Origin of the sequence: Pedobacter sp. UC225_61, assembly GCF_044452285.1 — a bacterium.
Lineage (GTDB): Bacteria > Bacteroidota > Bacteroidia > Sphingobacteriales > Sphingobacteriaceae > Pedobacter.
Genome location: NZ_JBIOAL010000001.1, coordinates 762,602 through 784,151, shown reverse-complemented (window position 1 = coordinate 784,151; position 21,550 = coordinate 762,602). Strand labels below are relative to the sequence as shown.

Below are 21,550 nucleotides of genomic sequence, written 5' to 3'. Positions count from 1 at the left end.
AAAAGTAATTTCGAGTGCTAAATCATCCCAATGAAATTTACGCTCTCAATTTTTATTTTTTTAATAGTATTCAATACAGTTAAAGCTCAAGATCAAAAAATACTTGATAGCCTTGAAAATGTATACCGTACTGCTAAGGATGATAAACTTAAATTAAAGGTTTCTGGAGATTTGTGTTGGAGCTATGGCAGTGTAAATTTCGATAAAGCTCTTTTTTATGGAAAAGCAGAATTACAATTAGCCGAAAAGTTAAAAGATAGCGCATCGGTGGCTCTTGCTTATAGTGATATTGGCAACACCTACACTCGTGTAAATAATCTAAAAGAGGCGCTAAATTATCATCTAAAATCCCTTGCCTTAAGAGAGAAATTGGGTTTAAAGGCTAAAGCTGCGGGATCTATTTCTAATATTTCAATCATCTATAAACAACTTGGCAATTATAAAGAAGCATTGAATTACATGCACCGATCTTTAAAAATTTACGAAGAAACAGGTGATGAAGTAAAGCAAGCCTTAGTGCTTGGCAACATTGGCAATGTTTACATGAATTATGAGAAGTATGATGCAGCCAAAGAAAGTTATGATAGGGTAATTAGTTTAGCTAAAAAGAATAAAGTAAATTCATTATTACCAAGTGGATATTCTGGCCTAATGAAATATTATTTTCAATTAAAAAATTATGATCAAGCGTTAAAAAATGGTGCAGCAGCAGCTAAATATTTAAACGATTTAAATATGAAAAGTGATTTGGCCGCTATTTACAATACAATGGGTCAAGTTTATTACGAAAAAGGAAATTATAAAGAAGCAATAAAATACAATAACAACTCTTTGAAATTTAGGGAGTTTATGAAAGATAAATTAGGCATTGCATCGTGTTATAAGAATTTAGGTGCTTGCTATGCTAAGCTTAAAGATTATCCAAAAGCAGAACAATATATTAACCAAAGCATAGCGATTTTCCAGGAGCTAAATTCAAAAGATTATTTGAGAGAGGCGTATGCAATACTAGGAAATGTTTTTGAAGAGAAACAAGATTACATTAGTTCGTTAAAGTTCTTTAAAGAAAGTGCTATAATGAAAGATAGCATTTATAATAAACAAACTATCGATAAAATTAACGAGCTGCAGATAACCTACCAAACTGAGAAAAAAACACAACAAATCGCACTGCTTAATAAAGAAAATAAAATCCAAAAGCTACTTCTTCTAAAACGAAACATCCTGTTAGGTTCAGCAATTGGAGCATTGGTAATTACATTATTGTTTGGGTTTTTGCTTTTCAAGAGTGTTAAATTGAGGCAAGCTTCACGTTTGCAGGCCGAAGTAATATTACAGCAAGATTTAGCAACTAAAGCAGTTTTAAATGCAGAAGAAAACGAAAGAAGGAGGATTTCTGGTGAATTACATGATGGCTTAGGACAAATGTTTTCAGCTGTAAAAATGAATTTATCTGCTTTAACAGAAGATTTGACATTTAAAAATGAAAGTAGCAAAGAAATGTTCGGAAAAACGTTGAATTTGGTAGATGAAAGTTGTAAAGAAGTAAGATCAATTTCGCATCAAATGGCACCAAATGTATTGTTAAAATCTGGGTTGGCTACCGCTGTAAGAGATTTTATAAATAAAATTGATGCTCGTAAGCTGAAAATTAATTTAGAAACATTCGGATTACAACAACGGTTAGATCAAAATGTAGAAACCGTTTTGTACAGAGTGATCCAAGAAACAGTTAATAACGTAATCAAGCATTCTGGTGCAAATAGTTTAGATATTCAACTCACAAAAGACGATGAAGGAATTAATGCTATGATTGAAGATAATGGAAAAGGATTTGATACTGCATCCTTAGAAAAATTTGAAGGAATAGGTTTAAAAAATATTAGAAGTAGAGTGGAGTATTTAAAAGGTGTGGTAGATTTTTCTTCTACACTTGGTTCAGGAACACTTGTCGCTATTCATATTCCTTTGTAAATTAGTTGATATGATTTTTAAAACGATATAGTTTAATAAACCATGTCAGCTTCATAAACTTTAAAAAAATAGTACACTAATGGAAAATATGCTCTCAACAAATTTATTCATTGTAGACGATCATCAATTAGTAGTTGATGGTTTACGGTCTTTGCTTAACAACGAAGAAAAATACACTATCGTTGGCTGCAGTAATCAGCCTAAGGAAGTAATGGGACGGCTTGACGAACTGAACGTAAATATTCTTCTTACCGACATCAATATGCCAGAAATGTCTGGTGTAGAGTTAACAAGAAATGTAAAGAAAAAGCACCCGCATATTAAAGTTCTTGCATTATCCATGTTTGGCGAGCGACAAGTGATTAAAGAAATGGTTGATGCAGGCATATCAGGATACATTCTTAAAAATACTGGGAAACAAGAATTATTAGAGGCGTTAGATAAATTGGCTAAAGGTCAAACTTTTTATGGCGAAGAGGTAACACGTGAGCTAATGAAATCTTTTAGAAACAACGATGAAGAATCTCACTTAACCAATAGAGAAGTAGAAATTATTCGATTAATAGAATGCGAACATAGCAACAAGAAAATTGCAGATATGTTGTTTATCAGTGAACGCACGGTAGAAACACACCGTAAAAATATTTTCCGAAAAACGTGTACACAGAGCATTGTAGGGCTATTAAAGTATGCATACGAACATAAGATAATTTAAGCTATACCTGCTGTTGGGTAGATGAATATACCCGTGTAAAGGTATTGTAGGGAGTAGTGCTTTTTTCAATTTTTGTTTAATAAAATAAATCAAAAATGAAAAAAATTAGTATCATCCTAGTAGCATTTGTAATGCTTAGTACAGTAGTTGTTTCTTGTAAAAAAGACGATGAAAAAGTTAAAGCAGTTGGCTCTGCAAGTGCATCATTAACAGTTGGAAGCGCAGCAGCCGTAGCATGGACCGCAACAGCGGCAACAGCAGTAAAATCTGGAACGAGTTACACCATAACTGCCATAGGTGCAAGTAGCACGAATCTTGTTATTAAAGTAGACAACGTGACAGCTGCAGGTACTTACAACTTAACAACTGCTACAAGAACTGCATCATTTACAACTGGCGGGAAAACGTATGCAACTATAAATAACGGTGGAGGGAATATTATCATCACTTCGTTAACTAATGATAAAATTGAAGGAACCTTCTTAGCAGAAATGTTCGATGGAACAACATCATCAGCTGTTTATTGTAGCTTAGGAAGCGGCAAGTTTTCAGCTTCTTTTTAAGGAAATGAAGTAAATAATTTAAAACCAAACCGCTATGAATACTAAAGTAAGTACTAGAGTAATTGAAGTTCTGAGCAGGCGTGAGGTAGAAATTATTAAACTTATAACACAAGAGTATAGCAATGAAGATATTGCGACTTATTTAGCAATAAGTAAACGTACAGTAGAGACACATCGTAAAAACATTTTTAAAAAAACAAAGGTTAAAAGTGTGGTTGGTTTGGTAATGTTAGCCATTAAAAGCAAGTTAATTTCAGCATAGAATTAATTAACTTTACAAAGTTTACAAAAAAGATACAGTTTAAAGCTGTATCTTTTTTGTTTATTTGAGAAATTGGTATCATATTGGATAATGATTTTATAAGAATGAATTTTAAAATAGTTAAAGAGATGTTGAGAAGAGTATTGATGATTACGTTTACAGCCGCGGCATTGGCATGTAGCGCTTCACCTAAACCGCAAAAAATGGTGGATGGTGTACAAAATATAAAGCCAGATGATCAACAAAGTTTGGTGCTTAGGCAAGTTGTTTCATTAATTGAGGGCTATAATTATAAACAGATAAAGCTGAATGATTCTATTTCATCTCTAGTTTTAGACAGATATATAAAGGCATTAGATCCTTCAAAATATTATTTTTTAGCTAGCGATATTGCCGAGTTCGAAAAAAATAGAACCACTTTGGATGATGATTTTAAAATTGGAGATTTAAGTGCACCATTTTATATTTTCAATGTTTATTTAAAAAGATATAATGAACGTATCGATTACTCTATCGCTCAAATAAAAAACAAATACGATTTTAATCAAAATGATACCTATGTGTACGATAGAGAGAAAATGCCATGGGTAAGTAGCACAACTGCATTGGATGATATTTGGAAGAAAAGAGTTAAATATGAGTTGGTTAACCTTAAAATTGCAGGAACAGATCAAGCAAAGAATATAGAAACTTTAACCAAACGTTATCAGAGTTTAAAATCTCAAGCTGCAAAATTCAATAATCAAGATGTGTTTCAAATTTTGATGGACTCTTTTACAGAGGCTATTGATCCACACACCAATTATTTTAATCCAAGAAATGCTGAGGTTTTCAATCAAGAAATGGCTCGTTCTCTAGAAGGAATTGGCGCAACATTACAATTAGAAAATGAGGTTACTAAAATTGTAACTATTGTTCCTGGTAGTCCAGCTTTTAAAAGCAAACAATTAAATGCTGGGGATAAAATCATCGCAGTAGCGCAAGGCGCAAATGGTGAATTTGAAGATGTAATTGGTTGGAGAATAGACAATACCGTATCTAAAATCAAAGGTCCTAAAGGAACAACTGTTAAATTAAAAGTAATTCCGAGTGGACAAGAACTTTCTTCTAAGCCAATTATCGTAACCTTAGTTAGAGATAAAATTATTTTGGCCGATCAATCTGCTAAAAAATCGGTTAAAACTATTCAATCGGATGGCAAACCTTATAAAATAGGAATTATTGAAGTACCAGCATTCTATGCGGATTTTAAAGCAGCAAATGCAGGCGACAAAAATTATAAAAGTACCACTCGTGATGTACGTTTATTAATCGATACCTTAAAAAATATGGATAAAGTGGATGCTATTGTAATGGATTTACGTTCAAACGGTGGAGGTTCTTTAAACGAAGCAATAGACTTAACAGGATTATTTATTGATAAAGGTCCAGTGGTACAAACAAGAGAGTTTAACAACACTATAAAAGTTAATGATGATAAAAATGCTGGCGCTGCATGGACTGGTCCATTTGGTGTAATGGTAGATCGATTAAGTGCATCTGCTTCAGAAATTTTTGCGGGAGCGATACAAGACTATGGTCGTGGTATAGTAATGGGTACTCAAACATATGGTAAAGGAACTGTTCAACGTACCATCGATCTTAACGAAATGATCGATCCAACAATTTTGCAAAAAATGGCTACGGTTATTGCTGCTACAAAAGCAAAAGTTGTAGGACAAAAAATTCAAAATCCTGGTTCAACAAGCGTAACCATCGTAGATAAAGATGGCATTCCTCAACTTGGGCAACTGAACTTAACAATGGGTAAGTTTTACCGTATTAATGGAAATAGTACACAGCATAAAGGTGTTATTCCTGATGTTACTTTTCCATCAATTTATCCATTAGATAAAATTGGAGAAGATACTGAACCATCGGCTTTGCCTTTTGATATGATTAAAGCATCAAATTATATAGCAGTTTCTGATTTGACAGGTATTAAAGCGAATTTGTTAAAACTACACGATGAAAGAATGGCAGGTTCCTTAGATTATAAAGCTTTAGTAGATGATATTGCAGAATCTAAAAAACGTGATGGTGAAACTTCGATTACATTAAATGAAGCTAAGTTGAAAGCAGAACGTGATCAATTAGAGAGAAAAGGCCTAGCTCGTTTAAATCAAATAAGAGCTGCAAGAGGATTAGCTCCAGTTAAAAAAGGAGATAAAGCTTTAAAAGAAGAAGCGTATGATTTTATAGAAGATGAAAGCTTAAAAATTATGGTTGATTTGATGAAATTGACAGATGGATCAAAAACAGCTAGTGTAACTCAAAACTTTAATAAATAGACTAGTAATAATTATATCATAAAAAAGTCCAGGTTTAAGCGCCTGGACTTTTTTGTTAAGCTAAATTTAAATTATTTTTTTGATTTGTCCATTTGCATAGACATCATTTCTTTCATCGTTTTGTTCATTCCCTCAGTACTACCGTCCAAGAAAATCACATTGCCATCGCTATTTTCTGCAAAGTGTTTAATAGATTCTGTCCACATTGTGAATAGAATTACTGAGATATCTAAGTTAGCTTGTTCCATTTCCTGAGCAGCTTTTGTCATACCATGCGCTACTTCCGCTCTGAATAACGCAATACCTTGGCCACGTAATTGAGCAGCTTCACGTTCTGCAGCTGCTGCAATTTTAATTGCATTACCGTCAGCCTCTGCACCTTTAGTTTTAGTAATTAATAAAGCTTGCCCCTCATTTTCTGCAGCAGCTTTTAAATTATTTGATGCCACTACACGACTCATAGAACGCATAATTTCTTCATCAAAAGTGATATCATTCAATTGAAGATCTTGTAAATGATACCCCCAACTTTCTAAAACCTGATCTATTTGGTGTTTTACATGTTCAACAATTTCATTTCGTTGAGCTAACACATTGGCTTGTTTCTGGGTAGCTACATAAGCTCTTATCGACCCTTCAATTGTACGAATTAAGGCTTGCATTAAATTACTTGCATCAACAAACTTAAAGGCTACATTTTTAATGGTTTCTTCATCATGGTTTAAAACTGAATAAAGTAACATCGCCTTAAAATAAACATTGGCTTGATCATGCGTAACTGCCTGAAAAGAAAGCTCAACCGAACGATTTTGAATAGAAATTTTAGAATGAATTTGCTCTATTAGAGGGATTTTTAAACTTAGGCCTGGTCTTAATTGCCTGCGATATTTCCCAAAAACAGTAATCACTGCAATTGTACCTTGTTTAACAGTTACAAATGAACTAAAAAGAACAATTAATCCAAAAAAGAGTAGAACGTATGGAATGTAATTCATGGTATTATTTGATTTAAATTAAGCTCAATATTACTGATTTTCTATGTAGATTTATTTAAATATTTTTTAATCAATTGTTTATGAAACTAAAATTAGGATTGTCACTAATAGGTCTTGCTTTGCTAATGGCCTGTAAAAACAAAAGTACCGAGACCGCTGAGCGCACTGTCTTTTTGGATAAAGCAGGGATGGACACTACAGTTAATCCAGGAGATAATTTTTTTGAATATGCTAACGGAAAATGGATGAAAAGCACTGTTATTCCTGACGATCAAAGTGGTTGGGGCAGTTTTTATACATTGTACGAAGATAATTTAAAGAAGCTAAGAGGAATTGTTGAAGATGCCGAAAAAAGTAATTCGACAAAAGGTAGCATGCAACAAAAAGTTGGTGATTATTATGCCAGTGGAATGGATACTACTACAATCGAGAAACTTGGTGCAGAACCTTTAAAGCCCGTTTTAGCAAAAATTGATGCTGCAAAAAATTACCAAGAATTAGTAAGCCTATTGGCGGAATTGGCTAAAACAGACGAAGCTGGTTTATTGGGACTAAATGTTGGAGCAGATGAGAAAAATAGCGTTAAAAATATTGCATCATTTTATCAATCCGGACTATCGTTACCAGAAAAAGATTATTATTTTAAAACCGATAGCGCCTCTAAGGTAGCCAGAGCTGGATTTGTTACATATGCTAGTACATTGTTTAAGTTAACAGGAGTTGATACAGCAACCGCTACTAAAAATGCAAATGTCATTTTAGCACTAGAAACAGAAATTGCAAAATCTCACCGCAGTCCACAAGAACTTAGAGATCCACAAAAAAATTATAATAAAATGAGTCTTACTCAATTTGCACAGTTGGCGCCAAACTTAAATGTGCCAGCGCTTTTTGGTGCGATGAAAATTAAGACAGATAGTGTTAATGTCGGCCAGCCAGATTATTTTAAAACATTAAGCACGTTACTAGCAAGCCAACCATTAGATGTTTGGAAAACTAAATTCAAGTATAATTACATGGCTAGAAATGCAGGTCTATTAAGCAAAGCATTTGTAGATTCATCATTCAATTTTAATAAAATTTTTAACGGACAAAAGAAGCAATCGGAACGTTGGAAAAGATTGGTTAGTGGAATTGACGCTAATTTAGGCGATTTGCTAGGACAATTATACGTAGAGAAGTACTTTACACCAGAAGCTAAGCAGCGTATGGATGAATTGGTTAATAACTTACAAAAAGTATTTGCAACGCGTATTAATAAATTGGATTGGATGAGTGCCGAAACAAAAGCGAAAGCAACTGAAAAACTAAATATCTTTTTAAAGAAAATTGGCTATACCACAAAGTGGAAAAGCTTTGATGATGTAACCATTAATAAAGGTGATTATTTAGGAAATGCTCGTAGTGCAAGAACACATGGTTATAATGAAATGATTAATAAAGTTGGAAAACCAGTTGATAAAACAGAATGGGGAATGACCCCACCGACTGTAAATGCATACTACAATCCAACCTTTAATGAAATCGTTTTCCCTGCTGGAATTTTGCAGTTTCCATTTTTTGATGCGAATGCAGATGATGCAATTAATTATGGCGCTATTGGTGCAGTAATTGGCCATGAAATGACCCATGGGTTTGATGATCAAGGTCGCCAGTACGATGCAGTAGGTAACATGAAAGATTGGTGGACAAAAGCTGATGCAGATAAATTTAAAGTAAAAGCAGATAAAGTTGCAGCAATGTATAGTGGATTTAGCTTATTAGATAATCAGCATGTAAACGGTAATTTAACATTAGGAGAAAACCTAGCAGATATTGGTGGTTTAGCAATTGCTTATGATGCATTTAAATTAACCGAGCAAGGCAAAGAAGCTACCAAAAAAATTGATGGCTTTACACCAGATCAACGTTTCTTCTTAAGCTTTGCACAAGTTTGGAGAATTAAAGATAGAGATGAAAATATGCGTGTACGTATAAAAGTAGATCCACATTCACCAGAAATGTTTAGAGTAAATGGGCCAGTTTATAGCATGGAAGCATTTTATAAAGCCTTTAATGTCCCTAAAACAGCTAAAATGTATATTGCTCCAGAAAATAGACTTGGAGTTTGGTAAACTGATTAGATAATATATTAATTCTTAAAGCAGTATCATTTAGTTGATGCTGCTTTTTTATGAAACAAAAATCATTTTGTACTGTTATAGGAGGATAAAATCTAAACTTATGAACGTAAAACGTACTTTCGGAACTATCCTAACAATTTTAGGAATTATTGGATTAATTTATGCTGGTTGGGGATTTGTACAACACAGTGATGGCGGCCGTGAATTAATCGTAGTTGGTATTATTGGCATTATTTTCTTTGTATCGGGCATTGGCTTGGTGAGAAATACAAAGGACGAAGCATAAAGCCCTCTAATTTTTATAGGATAAAATACTCATTATTAGGTATATATTATTAAGTTGTAGTATGTAAGTTTATTAAAAAAATAAGCTTATGAAAAATTTCTTCAATCTTAAAATTGCACTTATAATGAGTTGCTTTTTTTTGTTATTATCTGCTAAAGCACAACATATAGCTACATCAAGTTCATACGATGGGATTTGGGCTGGAATATTAAAGAATGATAATGGAGATAAGTTAGTTTCTATTATTCGAATATCCAACGGTATCGCCAGTAGATATAGCTACAATACGGAGACTAAAAGACTCGAACGAAGCTCTTTTCTTAAAGAGAGTAGTATGCTTTTAGGAAATAATCTCAGTTATACATGGATGAATAAGGGTGGCATCTGGTCTGAAACACAAACACACATGATTGCTTATCTTAAACCAGATGTATTATATTGTAGATTAATACGACAAGTGAATAATGCAAGTGAAGATGAAAATACACCCGGTATTAACAATGAATGGTCTACTTATTACCAAGGAAAGATAGATCGATATGAATCGATTGAGAAATTAGAACAGATTTTAAGAAATTAGATAATTCTTACCAATTTTTTGATTAATCTTTTAAAGTTATTCTGCTGTTATCATTAAATAATAAGTTATGACCTGCAAAATCTAAGTTTGTTAATCCTTTAATTTTGTAAAACGCAGTATTATTTTCATCAAGAGTAAGTCTATTAACTTTATCCTGTTTTACAGAAATTATATCAGCATATAAGAAGTCACCAGTTGAATTTATTTTTAATTGCAATAATGGAGCAAAACCATTTGACCCTTTTAAACTAAACATGCCATAGGTGCAAAAATTGCCTAAGCTATAGGCGATGAATTTATTTTTATATACTTCAACCGCTCTAGTAACATGTGGCCCATGACCTAAAACGACATCTGCGCCTGCATCAATTACTCCGTGTGCAAATTCATAAACGTTTCCACGGTTTTCTTTAAAAAAGATTTCCGTTTTGCGAGTTACATGCTCAAAATTTGCGCCTTCACCTCCACCATGAAAAGAAACAATTACAATATCTGCTTGCTTTTTAAGTGCAGTAACTAACATTTTTGCACTATCAATATTTTTAATAGATACCGTATTTTCATTAGGTGCAAAAGCACAAAATGCATATTTAACACTATCTATTACAAAAATTTCAAAAGGCTTGTTTAGCTGACCAGCGTAATGTATTTGCAACGAGTCCAAAATTCTAGCTGTATTTTTTCGACCTTTTGCATTAAAATCGCCAACATGGTTATTAGCAATACTTAACACATTAAAACCTGCCTTTTTATAAATTTCGGCATAGCGATCTGGCATTCTAAACGCATAACAATTATTAGGATTGATGCCTTTGCATTTATCAGAATTTCCTGAATTTAAAAAGCAACCTTCCAAATTTCCAAAAACGATATCTCCTTTTAAAAAGGAAGCAACTGCATTGAAACTATGAACTGCATCATCGGGTGGCAAATTAAGCTTACTTGGATAAGCAGAGCCAAGCATCATGTCGCCTACAGCAGTAATGGTAATTGTATCTTTAATTTTTCTAACCTTTATACTATCAGCTTTGTTTTTTTGTGCTGCTGCAGTAGTTTCACTTTGGCAACTCATTGAAAAATAAGCAACAAGAATAGTTAAAAAGGTAGTGCTAAAAAGTTTATTCATGTTTTGTTCATAAAAAAATCCCTCCCGATTTACCAGGAAGGATTATATGTTTTAGGTTAACGTCAATAGTTAACTAATTATTCTTCTACAAAATCTTTCTTCGTCGCTTCTAAAATTCTTCCGCCCTTATAAAAAATGCGAGAATAATATGGTTCGTTTAAATTGCTAATTACAACACCTCTAGATGAGGAAGCATGTGCAAAACGATTATCGCCTAAATAAACGCCTACGTGAGAAATTGTACGGCCATTACTTCTAAAGAAAACTAGATCACCTTCTTTTAACTCATCTTTAGATAATGGGTTTACTGTACTAAAAATATCACGAGAGTTACGTAATATGGTTGTATTAAACACTTTATCGTAAATAGTTTTCGCAAAAGCTGAACAATCAATTCCTTTTTTGGTATTTCCCGCAAAGCGGTAGGGAGTTCCAATCCATTCGTAAATGAATTTATATAATTTTAAGTTAGAGGTTGCATCTACAGCCACACCCATTACCTGCGAAAAATATTGCGAGGCTAAATTATCTGGGTCTTCTAATTTATTGGTTTCTTTTGTCTTGTTTTGAGCAAATACAGTAGATAAACTGCAAATGACAATAAGGGTAGAAAACAAAAACTTTTTAATCATGTTATACTGTTAAGTTTGGGTAAATGACACTTACACTTAAACGTACACCACTAGGGCTTATTGTTAGGGAAGCAAAAATAGATTATTTACAAATGTTATCCAAATGTATTTCAGTTAAAACTGAAAGTTATTAACATTTTGCTCTTTTTTAAAAGAAAAATAAGTATTGGATCGATTTCTTTCAAAGAATTAAAATTATAAACTGTTGATAATTTATCAAATAAAAGGTAAAGTTTAAACAGAATATTATTTTTCTATTATTTTTAAGTAATTCTAAAATTTATTGCAATTGTAGGAAAGGGAAAAATATTAATTATACATATCCTTATATTGCAGTAAAATAAATATTTGATAATCTTAAGAACAAGGCTGAAATCTAGTAGTTTGACTACTACATACGGATAATTTTACATTAATTCTTATCAGAAATTGCATAAAAAAAATTAGATTTGCTCTCACAAACAAAAAAATCAATACCTCAACATGAGTGCAGTAGAAATTAATAAGGATACCTATTTGAAGTGGTTTGAGTCGATGTTGCTAATGCGCAAATTCGAAGAAAAAACTGGACAACTATACGGACAGCAGAAAATTCGTGGTTTTTGTCATTTATATATTGGTCAAGAAGCGGTTGTTGCTGGTGCAATTTCTGCAATGGGGCCAGATGATTCTATGATTACAGCTTATCGCGATCACGCACATGCACTAGCTTTAGGTGTAAGCGCAAATAGTATCATGGCTGAGATGTATGGTAAAATTACTGGCTGCTCAAAAGGTAAGGGTGGCTCGATGCACATATTTAGCAAAGAACACAATTTTTATGGTGGTCACGGAATTGTTGGTGGTCAAATTCCATTAGGTGCAGGTATCGCTTTTGCAGAAAAATATAAAGGAACTAAAAACGTTAATGTTTGCTACATGGGAGATGGAGCAGTGCGCCAAGGTGCTTTAAACGAAGCATTTAACATGGCGATGTTATGGAAATTACCAGTAATTTTTGTTTGCGAAAACAATGGTTATGCCATGGGAACTTCTGTAGAGCGCACTACAAACATGACAGATATTTATAAAATTGGTTTAGGTTTCGATATGCCATGTGCTCCTGTAGATGGTATGGATCCAGTTGCGGTACACAATGCAATGGATGAAGCAATTCAACGTGCTCGTAATGGCGAGGGCCCAACTTTCTTAGAAATGAGAACTTATCGTTACAGAGGTCACTCAATGTCAGATCCAGCAAAATACCGTACCAAAGATGAGTTGGAAGAATACAAAGCGAAAGACCCAATTGAACAAGTAAGAGAAGTGATTTTAAAAGAGAAATATGCTGATGATGCTTGGATTACTTCAATTGAAGAAAAAGTAAAAGAGATTGTGGATGAATCAGTGAAATTTGCTGAAGAATCACCATGGCCGGACGCATCAGAACTGTACAAAGATGTGTACATGCAATCAGATTATCCTTACCAAGAAAATTAATAAAAACGCATTTCAATAGAAATATATATAAATGGCTGATATAGTAAAAATGCCCAAAATGAGCGATACCATGACCGAAGGGGTAATGGCGAAGTGGCATAAAAAAGTGGGCGATAAAGTTAAAAGCGGTGATGTTTTAGCCGAAGTGGAGACTGATAAAGCTACGATGGATTTAGAATCTTACTGGGATGGAACGTTATTATTTGTTGGCGTTGAAGAAGGTAAAGCTGTTCCGGTTGATGCTGTGATTGCAGTAATTGGTAAAGAAGGCGAAGATTACAAAGCTGCGCTTGAAGCTGAAGGAGGCGCTGCAAAAGCAGAGGCACCTAAAACTGAAGAAGTTCCAAAAGAAGAAGCAAAAACTGAAGCACCAGCTCAGGATGGTGGTTTAAGTGAAGAAGAATTAGCTAAAAAAGGCGTAACTGTAATTCGTATGCCTTTATTAAGTGATACAATGACTGAAGGTGTTATCGCTGAATGGCATAAAAAAGTTGGTGATAAAGTAAAAGACGACGATATTTTAGCTGATGTAGAAACCGATAAGGCTACTATGGAAGTGATGGGTTACGCAACTGGAACTTTATTGCATGTTGGCGTTAACAAAGGTGAAGCAGCCAAAGTAAATGGTATTATAGCAATTGTTGGTCCGGAAGGAACAGATATTTCTGGCATCTTAGCACAAGGCGATGCCCCTGCAAAAGCTAAAAGCGAAGAACCTAAAGCTGAAAGTAAACAGTCCGAAGCTCCAAAAGAAGAAGAAAAACCGCAGGTAGTATCTAATTCAAACGGCGGTCGTATCATTGCGTCGCCATTGGCTAAAAAAATTGCGAAAGATAAAGGAATTGATTTAGCACAAGTTGCTGGTAGTGCAGAAGGTGGTCGTATCATTAAAAAAGATATCGAAAACTATAAACCTGCTGCTGCAGCAGCCCCAGCTGCAACAACTGCTGGTGCTCCTGCCGAAAAAGCTGCGGCTCCTGCTCCAGTAATTCCAACTTATGTTGGCGAAGTTAAATTTACTGAACAACCGGTTTCGCAAATGCGTAAGGTAATTGCAAAACGTTTGGCAGAAAGTTTATTTACTGCTCCACATTTCTACTTAACTGTTAGCATTGATATGGACGGCGCTATCGCTGCTCGTACAGCAATTAATACAGTTGCTCCAGTAAAAGTTTCTTTTAACGATATCGTAATTAAAGCGGTTGCTATTGCCTTGAAAAAACACCCAGCTGTTAATTCATCATGGGGCGGCGATAAAATTCGTTTCAATGAGCATACCAACATTGGTGTAGCTATGGCTGTTGAAGATGGTTTGTTAGTGCCAGTTGTTCGTTTTGCTGATGGAAAATCATTATCTCATATCTCTGCAGAAGTGAAAGACTTCGGTCAAAAAGCAAAAGCGAAAAAGCTACAACCAGCAGATTGGGAAGGAAGTACATTCACTGTTTCTAACTTAGGTATGTTTGGTATTGATGAATTTACCTCTATTATTAACTCTCCAGACGGTGCAATTTTATCAGTTGGTGCAATTCAAGCAATTCCAGTTGTTAAAAATGGTGCGGTTGTTCCTGGTAATGTAATGAAATTGACTTTAGGTTGCGATCACCGTGTGGTTGATGGAGCAACTGGAGCACAATTCTTACAAACGTTAAAAGGGTTATTAGAAGAACCAATCAGATTATTAGCATAATGTAAGATTGCTATCCTGAACTTGTCGAAGGATCTCGTAAATAAATTTGAAAAGCTACCTCATAAGGGTAGCTTTTTTTGTTTCAGTGTTAATTAAAAATAACATTATCTTAGTTAAAACATTTAATTTCAGCGCATATGGATAATGTACTTAATCAGCCAATTCAATTAAACCAGCGTACAGTAATAGTTGATGTACTTAGAGGCTGGGCACTTTTTGGTGTTGTACTCATGAACTATTTCGATTTCTTCACACTAGGTAGAGATTGGACAAATTTTAAACCATACCTCATCACCAACATTCTTTTTTATGTGACCAGCATTATTTTCTCTGCAAAATCGTGGACACTATTGAGCTTGCTTTTTGGTTATGGCTTTGCTGTTCTCATGAATAATATTAAAGAAAAAGGGCACAATCCATATAGCTTTTTCGCAGGACGGATGTTTTGGCTATTGGTGTTGGCTTTAGTTAATAGTGCATTGTTTTTTGGCGATATCCTAAAAGATTATGCAATGCTAGGTTTGTTGTTGTTGTGTTTTTATCGTGCATCTGCAAAAACTGCATTTATCACTAGTTTAATTTTATTGCTCTCTATTCCAGCACTGAGTAGCTATATTTATTCTTTAAAAAACACCAATTGGACAGAAGTACCTAAATTGTTTCCCTTGTATAAAAGTAGTAATCCAATAGATGTTTTAGGCTTTGGACTACAAGCTACTTATTTAGTGCAAATAATTAGTAAACCTTATTTATATACTGTTCATGTAGTCATGTTTTGTTGTTTTCTATGGGGATTTTCTTTGTATAAAATCAACTTTTTTAATGACTTGCAAAGCAAGAAAAAATGGATTAAAACTGCATTTTGGAGTTTTTTGATTATTGCAATATTGTTAACAGGATTTTCAATGTTAGATGAAAAATTGAAATGGCATGTTTCTCAATTTTACAATATACGTTATTGGATAATTTTAAGTTCCATGCTTTTTATTGCAACTGCAATTTGCTGGCTATACCTAGCCGGGAAATTTAAAAATGCTTTTGCAAGTATGGCTATTATGGGTAAAATGACATTGACAAATTACATGACACAAAATTTAATTGGTTTGCTTGTTTTTTCTGGTTTTGGCTTAGGTATTTGGAACACTAAACCACTTTGGTTTTACATAGTATTGGCGATAGTTGTTTATATGGTACAAGTTTACTTTAGCAAATGGTGGTTATCAAAATATAATTATGGGCCAATAGAATGGATTTGGCGACAATTAAGTTACCGTAAACGTCTACAACTAAAAAAATAAAATCAATCTAGATATAAAAGAACAAGAAGAGTATGTCTTAACATGTTCATTAATCTTTTTTGTACTTTTGCGCCATGTCTATTACCAAGCCAAGTTTACCAAAGGGAACAAGAGATTTTTCGCCACAAGAAATGGTGAAACGCAACTATATTTTTGACACGATTAAAACTGTGTTCAAAAAATATGGGTATGCCGAAATTCAAACTCCAAGTATGGAGAACTTGCAAACTTTGACAGGTAAATATGGTGATGAAGGCGATAAATTAATCTTTAAAATTTTAAATAGTGGTGAATATTTAAGTCAAAAAGTTTTAGATAAAATTAGTCATCTCAAAAAAGAATTTGAAGAAGCACAAGGTTATATTGCTGAAAATGATGATTCTAATCCAGATAAAATTGTTTTAGGTGGACACGCTTCTGTGGTATTTGGAAGTAAGGAAGAGTATAATAAATTACAGAAGGCCATTTCTCTTTATAAAAATGTAAGCAAAACTATTCTTACAGATATCTCTGAAAAAGCACTCCGTTATGATTTAACCGTGCCTTTTGCTCGTTATGTGGTAATGCACCAAAGCGAAATTTCTTTACCTTTTAAACGTTTTCAAGTGCAACCTGTTTGGCGAGCAGATAGACCGCAAAAAGGCAGGTATAGAGAGTTTTATCAGTGTGATGCAGATGTAGTAGGTTCTCCGTCTTTATTAAATGAAGCGGAATTTATCCTAATTTATCACGAAGCATTAAAAAACTTAGGTTTAAACGATTTCACCATAAAAATTAATAACCGTAAAATTTTATCAGGCATAGCGGAAATTATTGGTAAGCCAGCATTAATTGTAGACATGACTGTCGCGATTGATAAATTAGATAAGATAGGGTTTGATGGCGTAACGAAAGAATTATTAGAGCGTGGTTTTACAAATGGTGATATTGAAAAACTAAAACCAGTCATTTTATTACAAGGTACTACCGATGAAAAACTATCAAGCTTAAAGTTGGTATTAGCAACTTCAGCAGTTGGTTTAAAAGGAATTGAAGAAATTGAAACTGTTTTTGGTTACGTTTCTAAGATCACAGGTGAAAATGCGAAATTAAAGAATGAAATTGAACTTGATATAACATTAGCTCGTGGCTTAAACTATTACACGGGCTGTATTTTCGAAGTTAAAACTAATGAAGTTGCGATGGGAAGCATTGGCGGTGGTGGTCGTTACGATGACTTAACTGGCATGTTTGGTTTAAAAGATTTAACAGGAGTCGGAATTTCATTTGGCGCCGATCGGATTTACGATGTGTTAGAAGAACTCAACTTATTTCCAGCATCTGCAGCACAGGGAACTAAGGTGTTAATTAGCAATTTTGATGAAATAGCAGAGATATATGCTTTGCCAATTTTGCAACAATTAAGAACTGCTAATATTTCTGCAGAATTATATCCATCGGCAGCGAAACTTAAAAAGCAAATGAGTTATGCAGACTCTAAAAATATCCCTTATGTGATTTTAATTGGCGCAGATGAAGTGGATAGCGGTTTGCTAACTTTAAAAGATATGGAAAGCGGAGATCAACAAAAGTTGGATGTAGCTGCCATTATAGCAAAACTGAGTACTTAAGATTTTCTTCCAACCTTAAGTAAAAGCGGAAAATGAACAGCCATTTGCTCATTATTTCCCCATGCTTTCTTTAAATCTTCATAAACCAAGTTCATCGGGTTCTCTCCACTTGCTTTAATGTAATGTTGTAATGAAGACCATGTTTCTAAATAACCAACTAATTGCTCAAAATTCCATCGGGTTAAAATTTCTAATGCTGGACTTTCTATCTCTGCAAATGGAAAGGGAATGTTAAGATAGTTATCTTCAATGTGTCTTCTTTCTTCATCCCAATAGTTGCCTAAAATATTTTCATATAAATAATGGACAACTTTGTCTATTTCGGGGTTTATCTGCATAATGCCATAACCTATAGCGGCAAATACTCCACTTGGTTTTAAAACACGTTTTACTTCCGTGAAGAATGAGTCAAATTTAAACCAATGTATGGCTTGTGCAACAGTAATTAAATCAAAATGGTTATCGGGAAATTGAGTTTCTTCTGCGGATTCAACTTTGTAAGTAATGTTGGATAATTGTGGTGCATTGATCAATTGCTTCTCACTAATATCTGTAGCGTCAACATGATTAAACTTTTTAGAGAGCTCTACCGCAACCTGACCATTTCCTGTTGCACAATCCCAAGCGAATTCTGTATTTACTACTTCTGAAAAAAGAAAATCGTAGAGTTTTTCAGGATATTTTGGTCTAAACTTAGCATATTGAGCAGATTGGGTAGAGAAATTATCTTTCATTATTCATGAATTTAGTTAAATTACTTAATGCTGTAGCTTGAATTTTGTTTTTCAAAAATCCTGTCCAACCTAACAAAATACCAGTTATTCCCAATGCTTGTTTTGCCCAGGTATAGAAATTAAAATGGTCCACATGTTTAATGATTTTTCCGTTTTCAATTTCAAAGCTAGCATCAATTCGGTTGATTACTTTTTTGCCAGATGCTGAAAACGTATAATAAGCATCCCAATGCGCCTTACCAGTAGTTTCATTAGCAGAAATATCACTAAATTCTAATCGCAAATCTTTGCCTTTCAAAATCAACATTTCCCACATCGCTTTTACTTGTGCCGCATTTAGATTTTTAAATATAGCATCACTAAAAATAGCGTTATCTGCATAACAAGCTTGCATACCTTTATAATCCTTATTTTTAAAACAGGTATAAAAAGTGTTGATGAGTTCTTCGTTCGAGTTCATTAGCTTTAGTTTTCTTAAATGTAAGAAATTATCGCTGAACGAAGTTTATTGGTGTTAACTTAAGTCAACGATTATTAATAAGTTTTTCCTGCGAGAATACCTTCAATTTTATCCAAAAGGTCATCTATATCAAAAGGTTTAGCTAAAAATCCATTTGGCTTATGTGGGCCATGCTGAATATTTTGAGCCGTGTATTTTGCAGAAATCATGAGGACTGGAATATTCGTGGTTTTCTCGTTTGTGCGAATTTGAGTTAATAATTCCCTACCATCAGCATCAGGAAGCATGATATCAAGTATCATCAAATCTGGCTGGAAAGTTTGAATATGATCCATCATATTCGCACTTTTATTTAGTCCAGAAACTTTATAAGCCTCACTTTGTAGAATTAATGTTATCACATCTAAAATAGCATGATTATCTTCTATAACTAAGATGTTTTTGTACGATTTAGTATTTTTTGCCAATGCGGTATTATATTTTAATGTTATTACAAATATATTTATTGCAATGATATTTTAAACTAAATTTGTTTAGAGAAAATATGAGTAAATTTAGTGTCGAATAATTGGTATAAGCATACTTATGTAACATACATTATCTTTCTTTATTTAAAACTAATTCAATTATGAAAAGAAATGCAACAGCCGTTTGGAATGGCACAGGAAAAGACGGTAAAGGAACATTAACCACACAAAGTGGAACATTAAATCAGACGCAATATTCCTTCAAAAGTCGTTTTGAAGAAGGTGTAGGTACAAACCCTGAAGAGCTGGTTGCTGCGGCACATTCTGGTTGTTTTACCATGAAATTGAGCTTTAATATTTCGGCAGAAAATATTACGCCTGAAGAAATTACTACTAAAGCTATTGTTAATCTTAATCCAGAAAAAGGAGAGATTGTAGACATACATTTAGAGGTAAAAGTTAAAGCAACAGGTCTTTCACAAAGTAAATTTGATGAGCTTGTTGCTGATGCAAAAGCAAATTGCCCAATTTCTAAATTGTTAAATACTACAATAACTATTGAAGCGGAGCTTTTATAATCTCTATTTCTTTTTCAATAAAATAACGCTGTTTCAATTTCTGGAACAGCGTTTTTATTTCACAGTTTTTAACATTAAAGCGATTTAAATATTATTAACTTTGAATCTCACTAAATGTGAGGTAATTATATTTTTTATGAAGAAAACCATCCTCTTAGTTGCACTATTATTTATCAGTACAGTTTCATTTTCTCAAAATGTTTTGAGCTTATTTGGCAAAGCCAACCAGTTTTTCACCTTATTAGAAGAAAGCAAATTTGATACAGCTCATGCTTATTTTGCAGAAAGTGAACAGGCTAAAATTTCTGTCGAAAATTTAAAACAATTGTGGGGTTCTGTAAAAACAAAATTAGGTAAAACAGAATCTTTAGAGGCTATTCAAAGTAAAATACAAGGGCAATATTATATTGTAATTGTAAATGGCAAATTTGAAAAGGATGAGCAAGATTTTATGCTAGCTTTCGATAAAAGTGAAAAATTAGTTGGACTTTTTATGGCTCCAAAAGCCGTGGTATATACAAAACCAAGTTATGCAGCTGATACCACTTTATATCAAGAAAAATCGGTTTATCTTCAGTCTCCTGGTCATCAACTTGCAGCAATAATTACCACGCCTAAAAACGTTAAAAATTTCCCAATAGTTGTTCTTGTACATGGTTCTGGACCTGGTGATATGGATGAAACTGTAGGTCCAAATAAGCCTTTAAAAGATTTGGCTTTAGGTCTAGCAACAAAAGGAATTGCTAGTGTACGTTATGTAAAAAGAACATTAATTTATCCAAATGATTTTAGAGGTGCATTTACAGTTAAGGAAGAAGTAACTGATGATGCTTTGGCTGCTATTGCTTTAGCTAAAACTGTGTCTGGAGCAGATTCGAAAAACGTTTATTTGTTAGGGCATAGTTTAGGTGGAATGCTTGCTCCTCGTTTAGCAACTATGGCACCAGATTTAAAAGGAATTATTTTAGCTGCAGCACCTGCTAGAAAGTTAACAGACATTATTTTAGATCAGAATAAATATATGTTTGAACTTTCAAAAGATACTACACAAGCTACTAAAGATAAATTGCAGGAAGCAATTGGCACAATACAAAAAAGTAGAATTTCGCAATTGGGTGGCATAAAACCAGATTCGCTTGTAATTGGTTTGCCAGCATCTTATTGGGTTGATTTAAACTCTTATGATCAAGTAGCTGCTGCAAAAAAAATAAAACAACGTATGCTTGTTTTTCAGGGGGGGAATGATTTTCAAGTATCTGAAATCGATTACAATTTATGGAATACTGCATTGAGCAAAAAATCTAATGTAACATTGAAATTATATCCAGAGTTAAATCATTTGTTAAGTCCACAAACAGAAAAAGGAACAATGGCACAATACCAAGTTCCTGTAAATGTATCAGAAAAGCTAATTGATGATATTGCAGTATGGATAAAGGCTAAATAAAACAATTAGTAAGCCGACTATTAGAATTTTCCTTTAAAAAGCGTACCTTTGCACAAAAATTGTTTTACTGGGAGTTGCGCTTTAAAATTTTGCAATCATTTCATAAACAATAACATATAAAAAGGTTTATGAATCCTGAATGAGTTGTTTCTTATATAAACAACCAACTCATGAAAGCTTCATTTCCAATAAACAGAAATG

20 protein-coding genes are annotated in these 21,550 nt (G+C 33.5%); 14 read left to right on the top strand and 6 right to left on the bottom strand.

Annotated elements, in window-relative coordinates:
* Window positions 1-30: 30 nt before the first annotated feature.
* The 5 genes from ACHMWN_RS03750 to ACHMWN_RS03730 all read left to right on the top strand — a co-directional run bounded on the left by ACHMWN_RS03750 (window position 31) and on the right by ACHMWN_RS03730 (window position 5,844).
* Window positions 31-1,974 (top strand): tetratricopeptide repeat protein, encoded by a 1,944-nt coding sequence (locus ACHMWN_RS03750; RefSeq protein WP_397297851.1) that lies wholly within the window; start codon window positions 31-33, stop codon window positions 1,972-1,974.
* 79 nt (window positions 1,975-2,053) lie between these two features.
* Window positions 2,054-2,689, top strand: coding sequence for a response regulator (locus tag ACHMWN_RS03745; RefSeq protein ID WP_397297850.1), 636 nt, complete (start codon window positions 2,054-2,056; stop codon window positions 2,687-2,689).
* 95 nt (window positions 2,690-2,784) lie between these two features.
* Window positions 2,785-3,252 carry a hypothetical protein gene (locus ACHMWN_RS03740; protein WP_397297849.1) on the top strand — a complete coding sequence of 156 codons (468 nt, stop codon included), beginning with the start codon at window positions 2,785-2,787 and terminating at the stop codon, window positions 3,250-3,252.
* Between the two features lie 34 nt (window positions 3,253-3,286).
* Window positions 3,287-3,514, top strand: coding sequence for a response regulator transcription factor (locus ACHMWN_RS03735; RefSeq protein ID WP_397297847.1), 228 nt, complete (start codon window positions 3,287-3,289; stop codon window positions 3,512-3,514).
* Between the two features lie 104 nt (window positions 3,515-3,618).
* On the top strand, window positions 3,619-5,844 hold the full coding sequence (locus ACHMWN_RS03730; protein ID WP_397297846.1) for a carboxy terminal-processing peptidase: 2,226 nt from the start codon (window positions 3,619-3,621) through the stop codon (window positions 5,842-5,844).
* Window positions 5,845-5,915: 71 nt separating this feature from the next.
* On the opposite strand, the gene ACHMWN_RS03725 is transcribed toward ACHMWN_RS03730, so the two are convergent.
* Window positions 5,916-6,839: an SPFH domain-containing protein gene (locus ACHMWN_RS03725; protein ID WP_397297844.1), complete on the bottom strand. Its 924-nt coding sequence runs from the start codon at window positions 6,837-6,839 to the stop codon at window positions 5,916-5,918.
* 80 nt (window positions 6,840-6,919) lie between these two features.
* Between ACHMWN_RS03725 and ACHMWN_RS03720 the strand changes: the two genes are divergently transcribed.
* The 3 genes from ACHMWN_RS03720 (at window position 6,920) to ACHMWN_RS03710 (ending at window position 9,828) form a co-directional block, all read left to right on the top strand.
* On the top strand, window positions 6,920-8,953 hold the full coding sequence (locus tag ACHMWN_RS03720) for a M13 family metallopeptidase (RefSeq protein ID WP_397297842.1): 2,034 nt from the start codon (window positions 6,920-6,922) through the stop codon (window positions 8,951-8,953).
* Window positions 8,954-9,062: 109 nt separating this feature from the next.
* The gene (locus ACHMWN_RS03715; RefSeq protein WP_173271203.1) at window positions 9,063-9,248 is read left to right on the top strand and encodes a hypothetical protein; all 186 of its coding nucleotides are present in this window, start codon (window positions 9,063-9,065) and stop codon (window positions 9,246-9,248) included.
* 124 nt (window positions 9,249-9,372) lie between these two features.
* Complete coding sequence (locus ACHMWN_RS03710) at window positions 9,373-9,828, top strand: hypothetical protein (RefSeq protein WP_397297840.1); 456 nt, start codon at window positions 9,373-9,375, stop codon at window positions 9,826-9,828.
* A 22-nt stretch (window positions 9,829-9,850) separates the two neighbouring features.
* On the opposite strand, the gene ACHMWN_RS03705 is transcribed toward ACHMWN_RS03710, so the two are convergent.
* Window positions 9,851-10,954, bottom strand: a complete 1,104-nt coding sequence (locus ACHMWN_RS03705; RefSeq protein ID WP_397297839.1) for a CapA family protein — start codon at window positions 10,952-10,954, stop codon at window positions 9,851-9,853.
* A 77-nt stretch (window positions 10,955-11,031) separates the two neighbouring features.
* Window positions 11,032-11,586 (bottom strand): C40 family peptidase, encoded by a 555-nt coding sequence (locus ACHMWN_RS03700; RefSeq protein ID WP_397297838.1) that lies wholly within the window; start codon window positions 11,584-11,586, stop codon window positions 11,032-11,034.
* Window positions 11,587-12,069: 483 nt separating this feature from the next.
* Here ACHMWN_RS03700 and pdhA point away from each other — a divergent pair, with 483 nt between their 5' ends.
* From pdhA to hisS, 4 genes are all read left to right on the top strand, one after another.
* Window positions 12,070-13,065 (top strand): pyruvate dehydrogenase (acetyl-transferring) E1 component subunit alpha, encoded by a 996-nt coding sequence (gene pdhA / locus ACHMWN_RS03695; protein ID WP_372816819.1) that lies wholly within the window; start codon window positions 12,070-12,072, stop codon window positions 13,063-13,065.
* A gap of 31 nt (window positions 13,066-13,096) precedes the next feature.
* Window positions 13,097-14,755, top strand: coding sequence for a 2-oxo acid dehydrogenase subunit E2 (locus ACHMWN_RS03690; RefSeq protein WP_397297836.1), 1,659 nt, complete (start codon window positions 13,097-13,099; stop codon window positions 14,753-14,755).
* A 137-nt stretch (window positions 14,756-14,892) separates the two neighbouring features.
* A complete protein-coding gene (locus ACHMWN_RS03685; RefSeq protein ID WP_397297834.1) occupies window positions 14,893-16,053 on the top strand; it encodes a DUF418 domain-containing protein in 1,161 nt (386 codons plus the stop codon).
* A 74-nt stretch (window positions 16,054-16,127) separates the two neighbouring features.
* Entirely contained in the window at window positions 16,128-17,663 is a 1,536-nt protein-coding gene (hisS, locus tag ACHMWN_RS03680) for a histidine--tRNA ligase (RefSeq protein WP_397297833.1), read from the top strand.
* Here the strand turns inward: hisS and ACHMWN_RS03675 are convergent.
* The 3 genes from ACHMWN_RS03675 to ACHMWN_RS03665 form a co-directional block, all read right to left on the bottom strand.
* Complete coding sequence (locus ACHMWN_RS03675; protein WP_397297831.1) at window positions 17,660-18,397, bottom strand: class I SAM-dependent methyltransferase; 738 nt, start codon at window positions 18,395-18,397, stop codon at window positions 17,660-17,662. The genes hisS and ACHMWN_RS03675 overlap by 4 nt on opposite strands.
* Window positions 18,387-18,857, bottom strand: coding sequence for a nuclear transport factor 2 family protein (locus ACHMWN_RS03670; RefSeq protein WP_397297830.1), 471 nt, complete (start codon window positions 18,855-18,857; stop codon window positions 18,387-18,389). The genes ACHMWN_RS03675 and ACHMWN_RS03670 overlap by 11 nt, the downstream gene beginning before the upstream one ends.
* A gap of 74 nt (window positions 18,858-18,931) precedes the next feature.
* On the bottom strand, window positions 18,932-19,324 hold the full coding sequence (locus tag ACHMWN_RS03665; protein WP_397297828.1) for a response regulator transcription factor: 393 nt from the start codon (window positions 19,322-19,324) through the stop codon (window positions 18,932-18,934).
* Between the two features lie 161 nt (window positions 19,325-19,485).
* Here ACHMWN_RS03665 and ACHMWN_RS03660 point away from each other — a divergent pair, with 161 nt between their 5' ends.
* Together ACHMWN_RS03660 and ACHMWN_RS03655 are read left to right on the top strand one after the other, a co-directional pair.
* Window positions 19,486-19,902, top strand: a complete 417-nt coding sequence (locus ACHMWN_RS03660; RefSeq protein WP_397297827.1) for an OsmC family protein — start codon at window positions 19,486-19,488, stop codon at window positions 19,900-19,902.
* Between the two features lie 136 nt (window positions 19,903-20,038).
* Complete coding sequence (locus ACHMWN_RS03655) at window positions 20,039-21,349, top strand: DUF3887 domain-containing protein (RefSeq protein ID WP_397297825.1); 1,311 nt, start codon at window positions 20,039-20,041, stop codon at window positions 21,347-21,349.
* The last annotated feature ends 201 nt before the right edge of the window (window positions 21,350-21,550 follow it).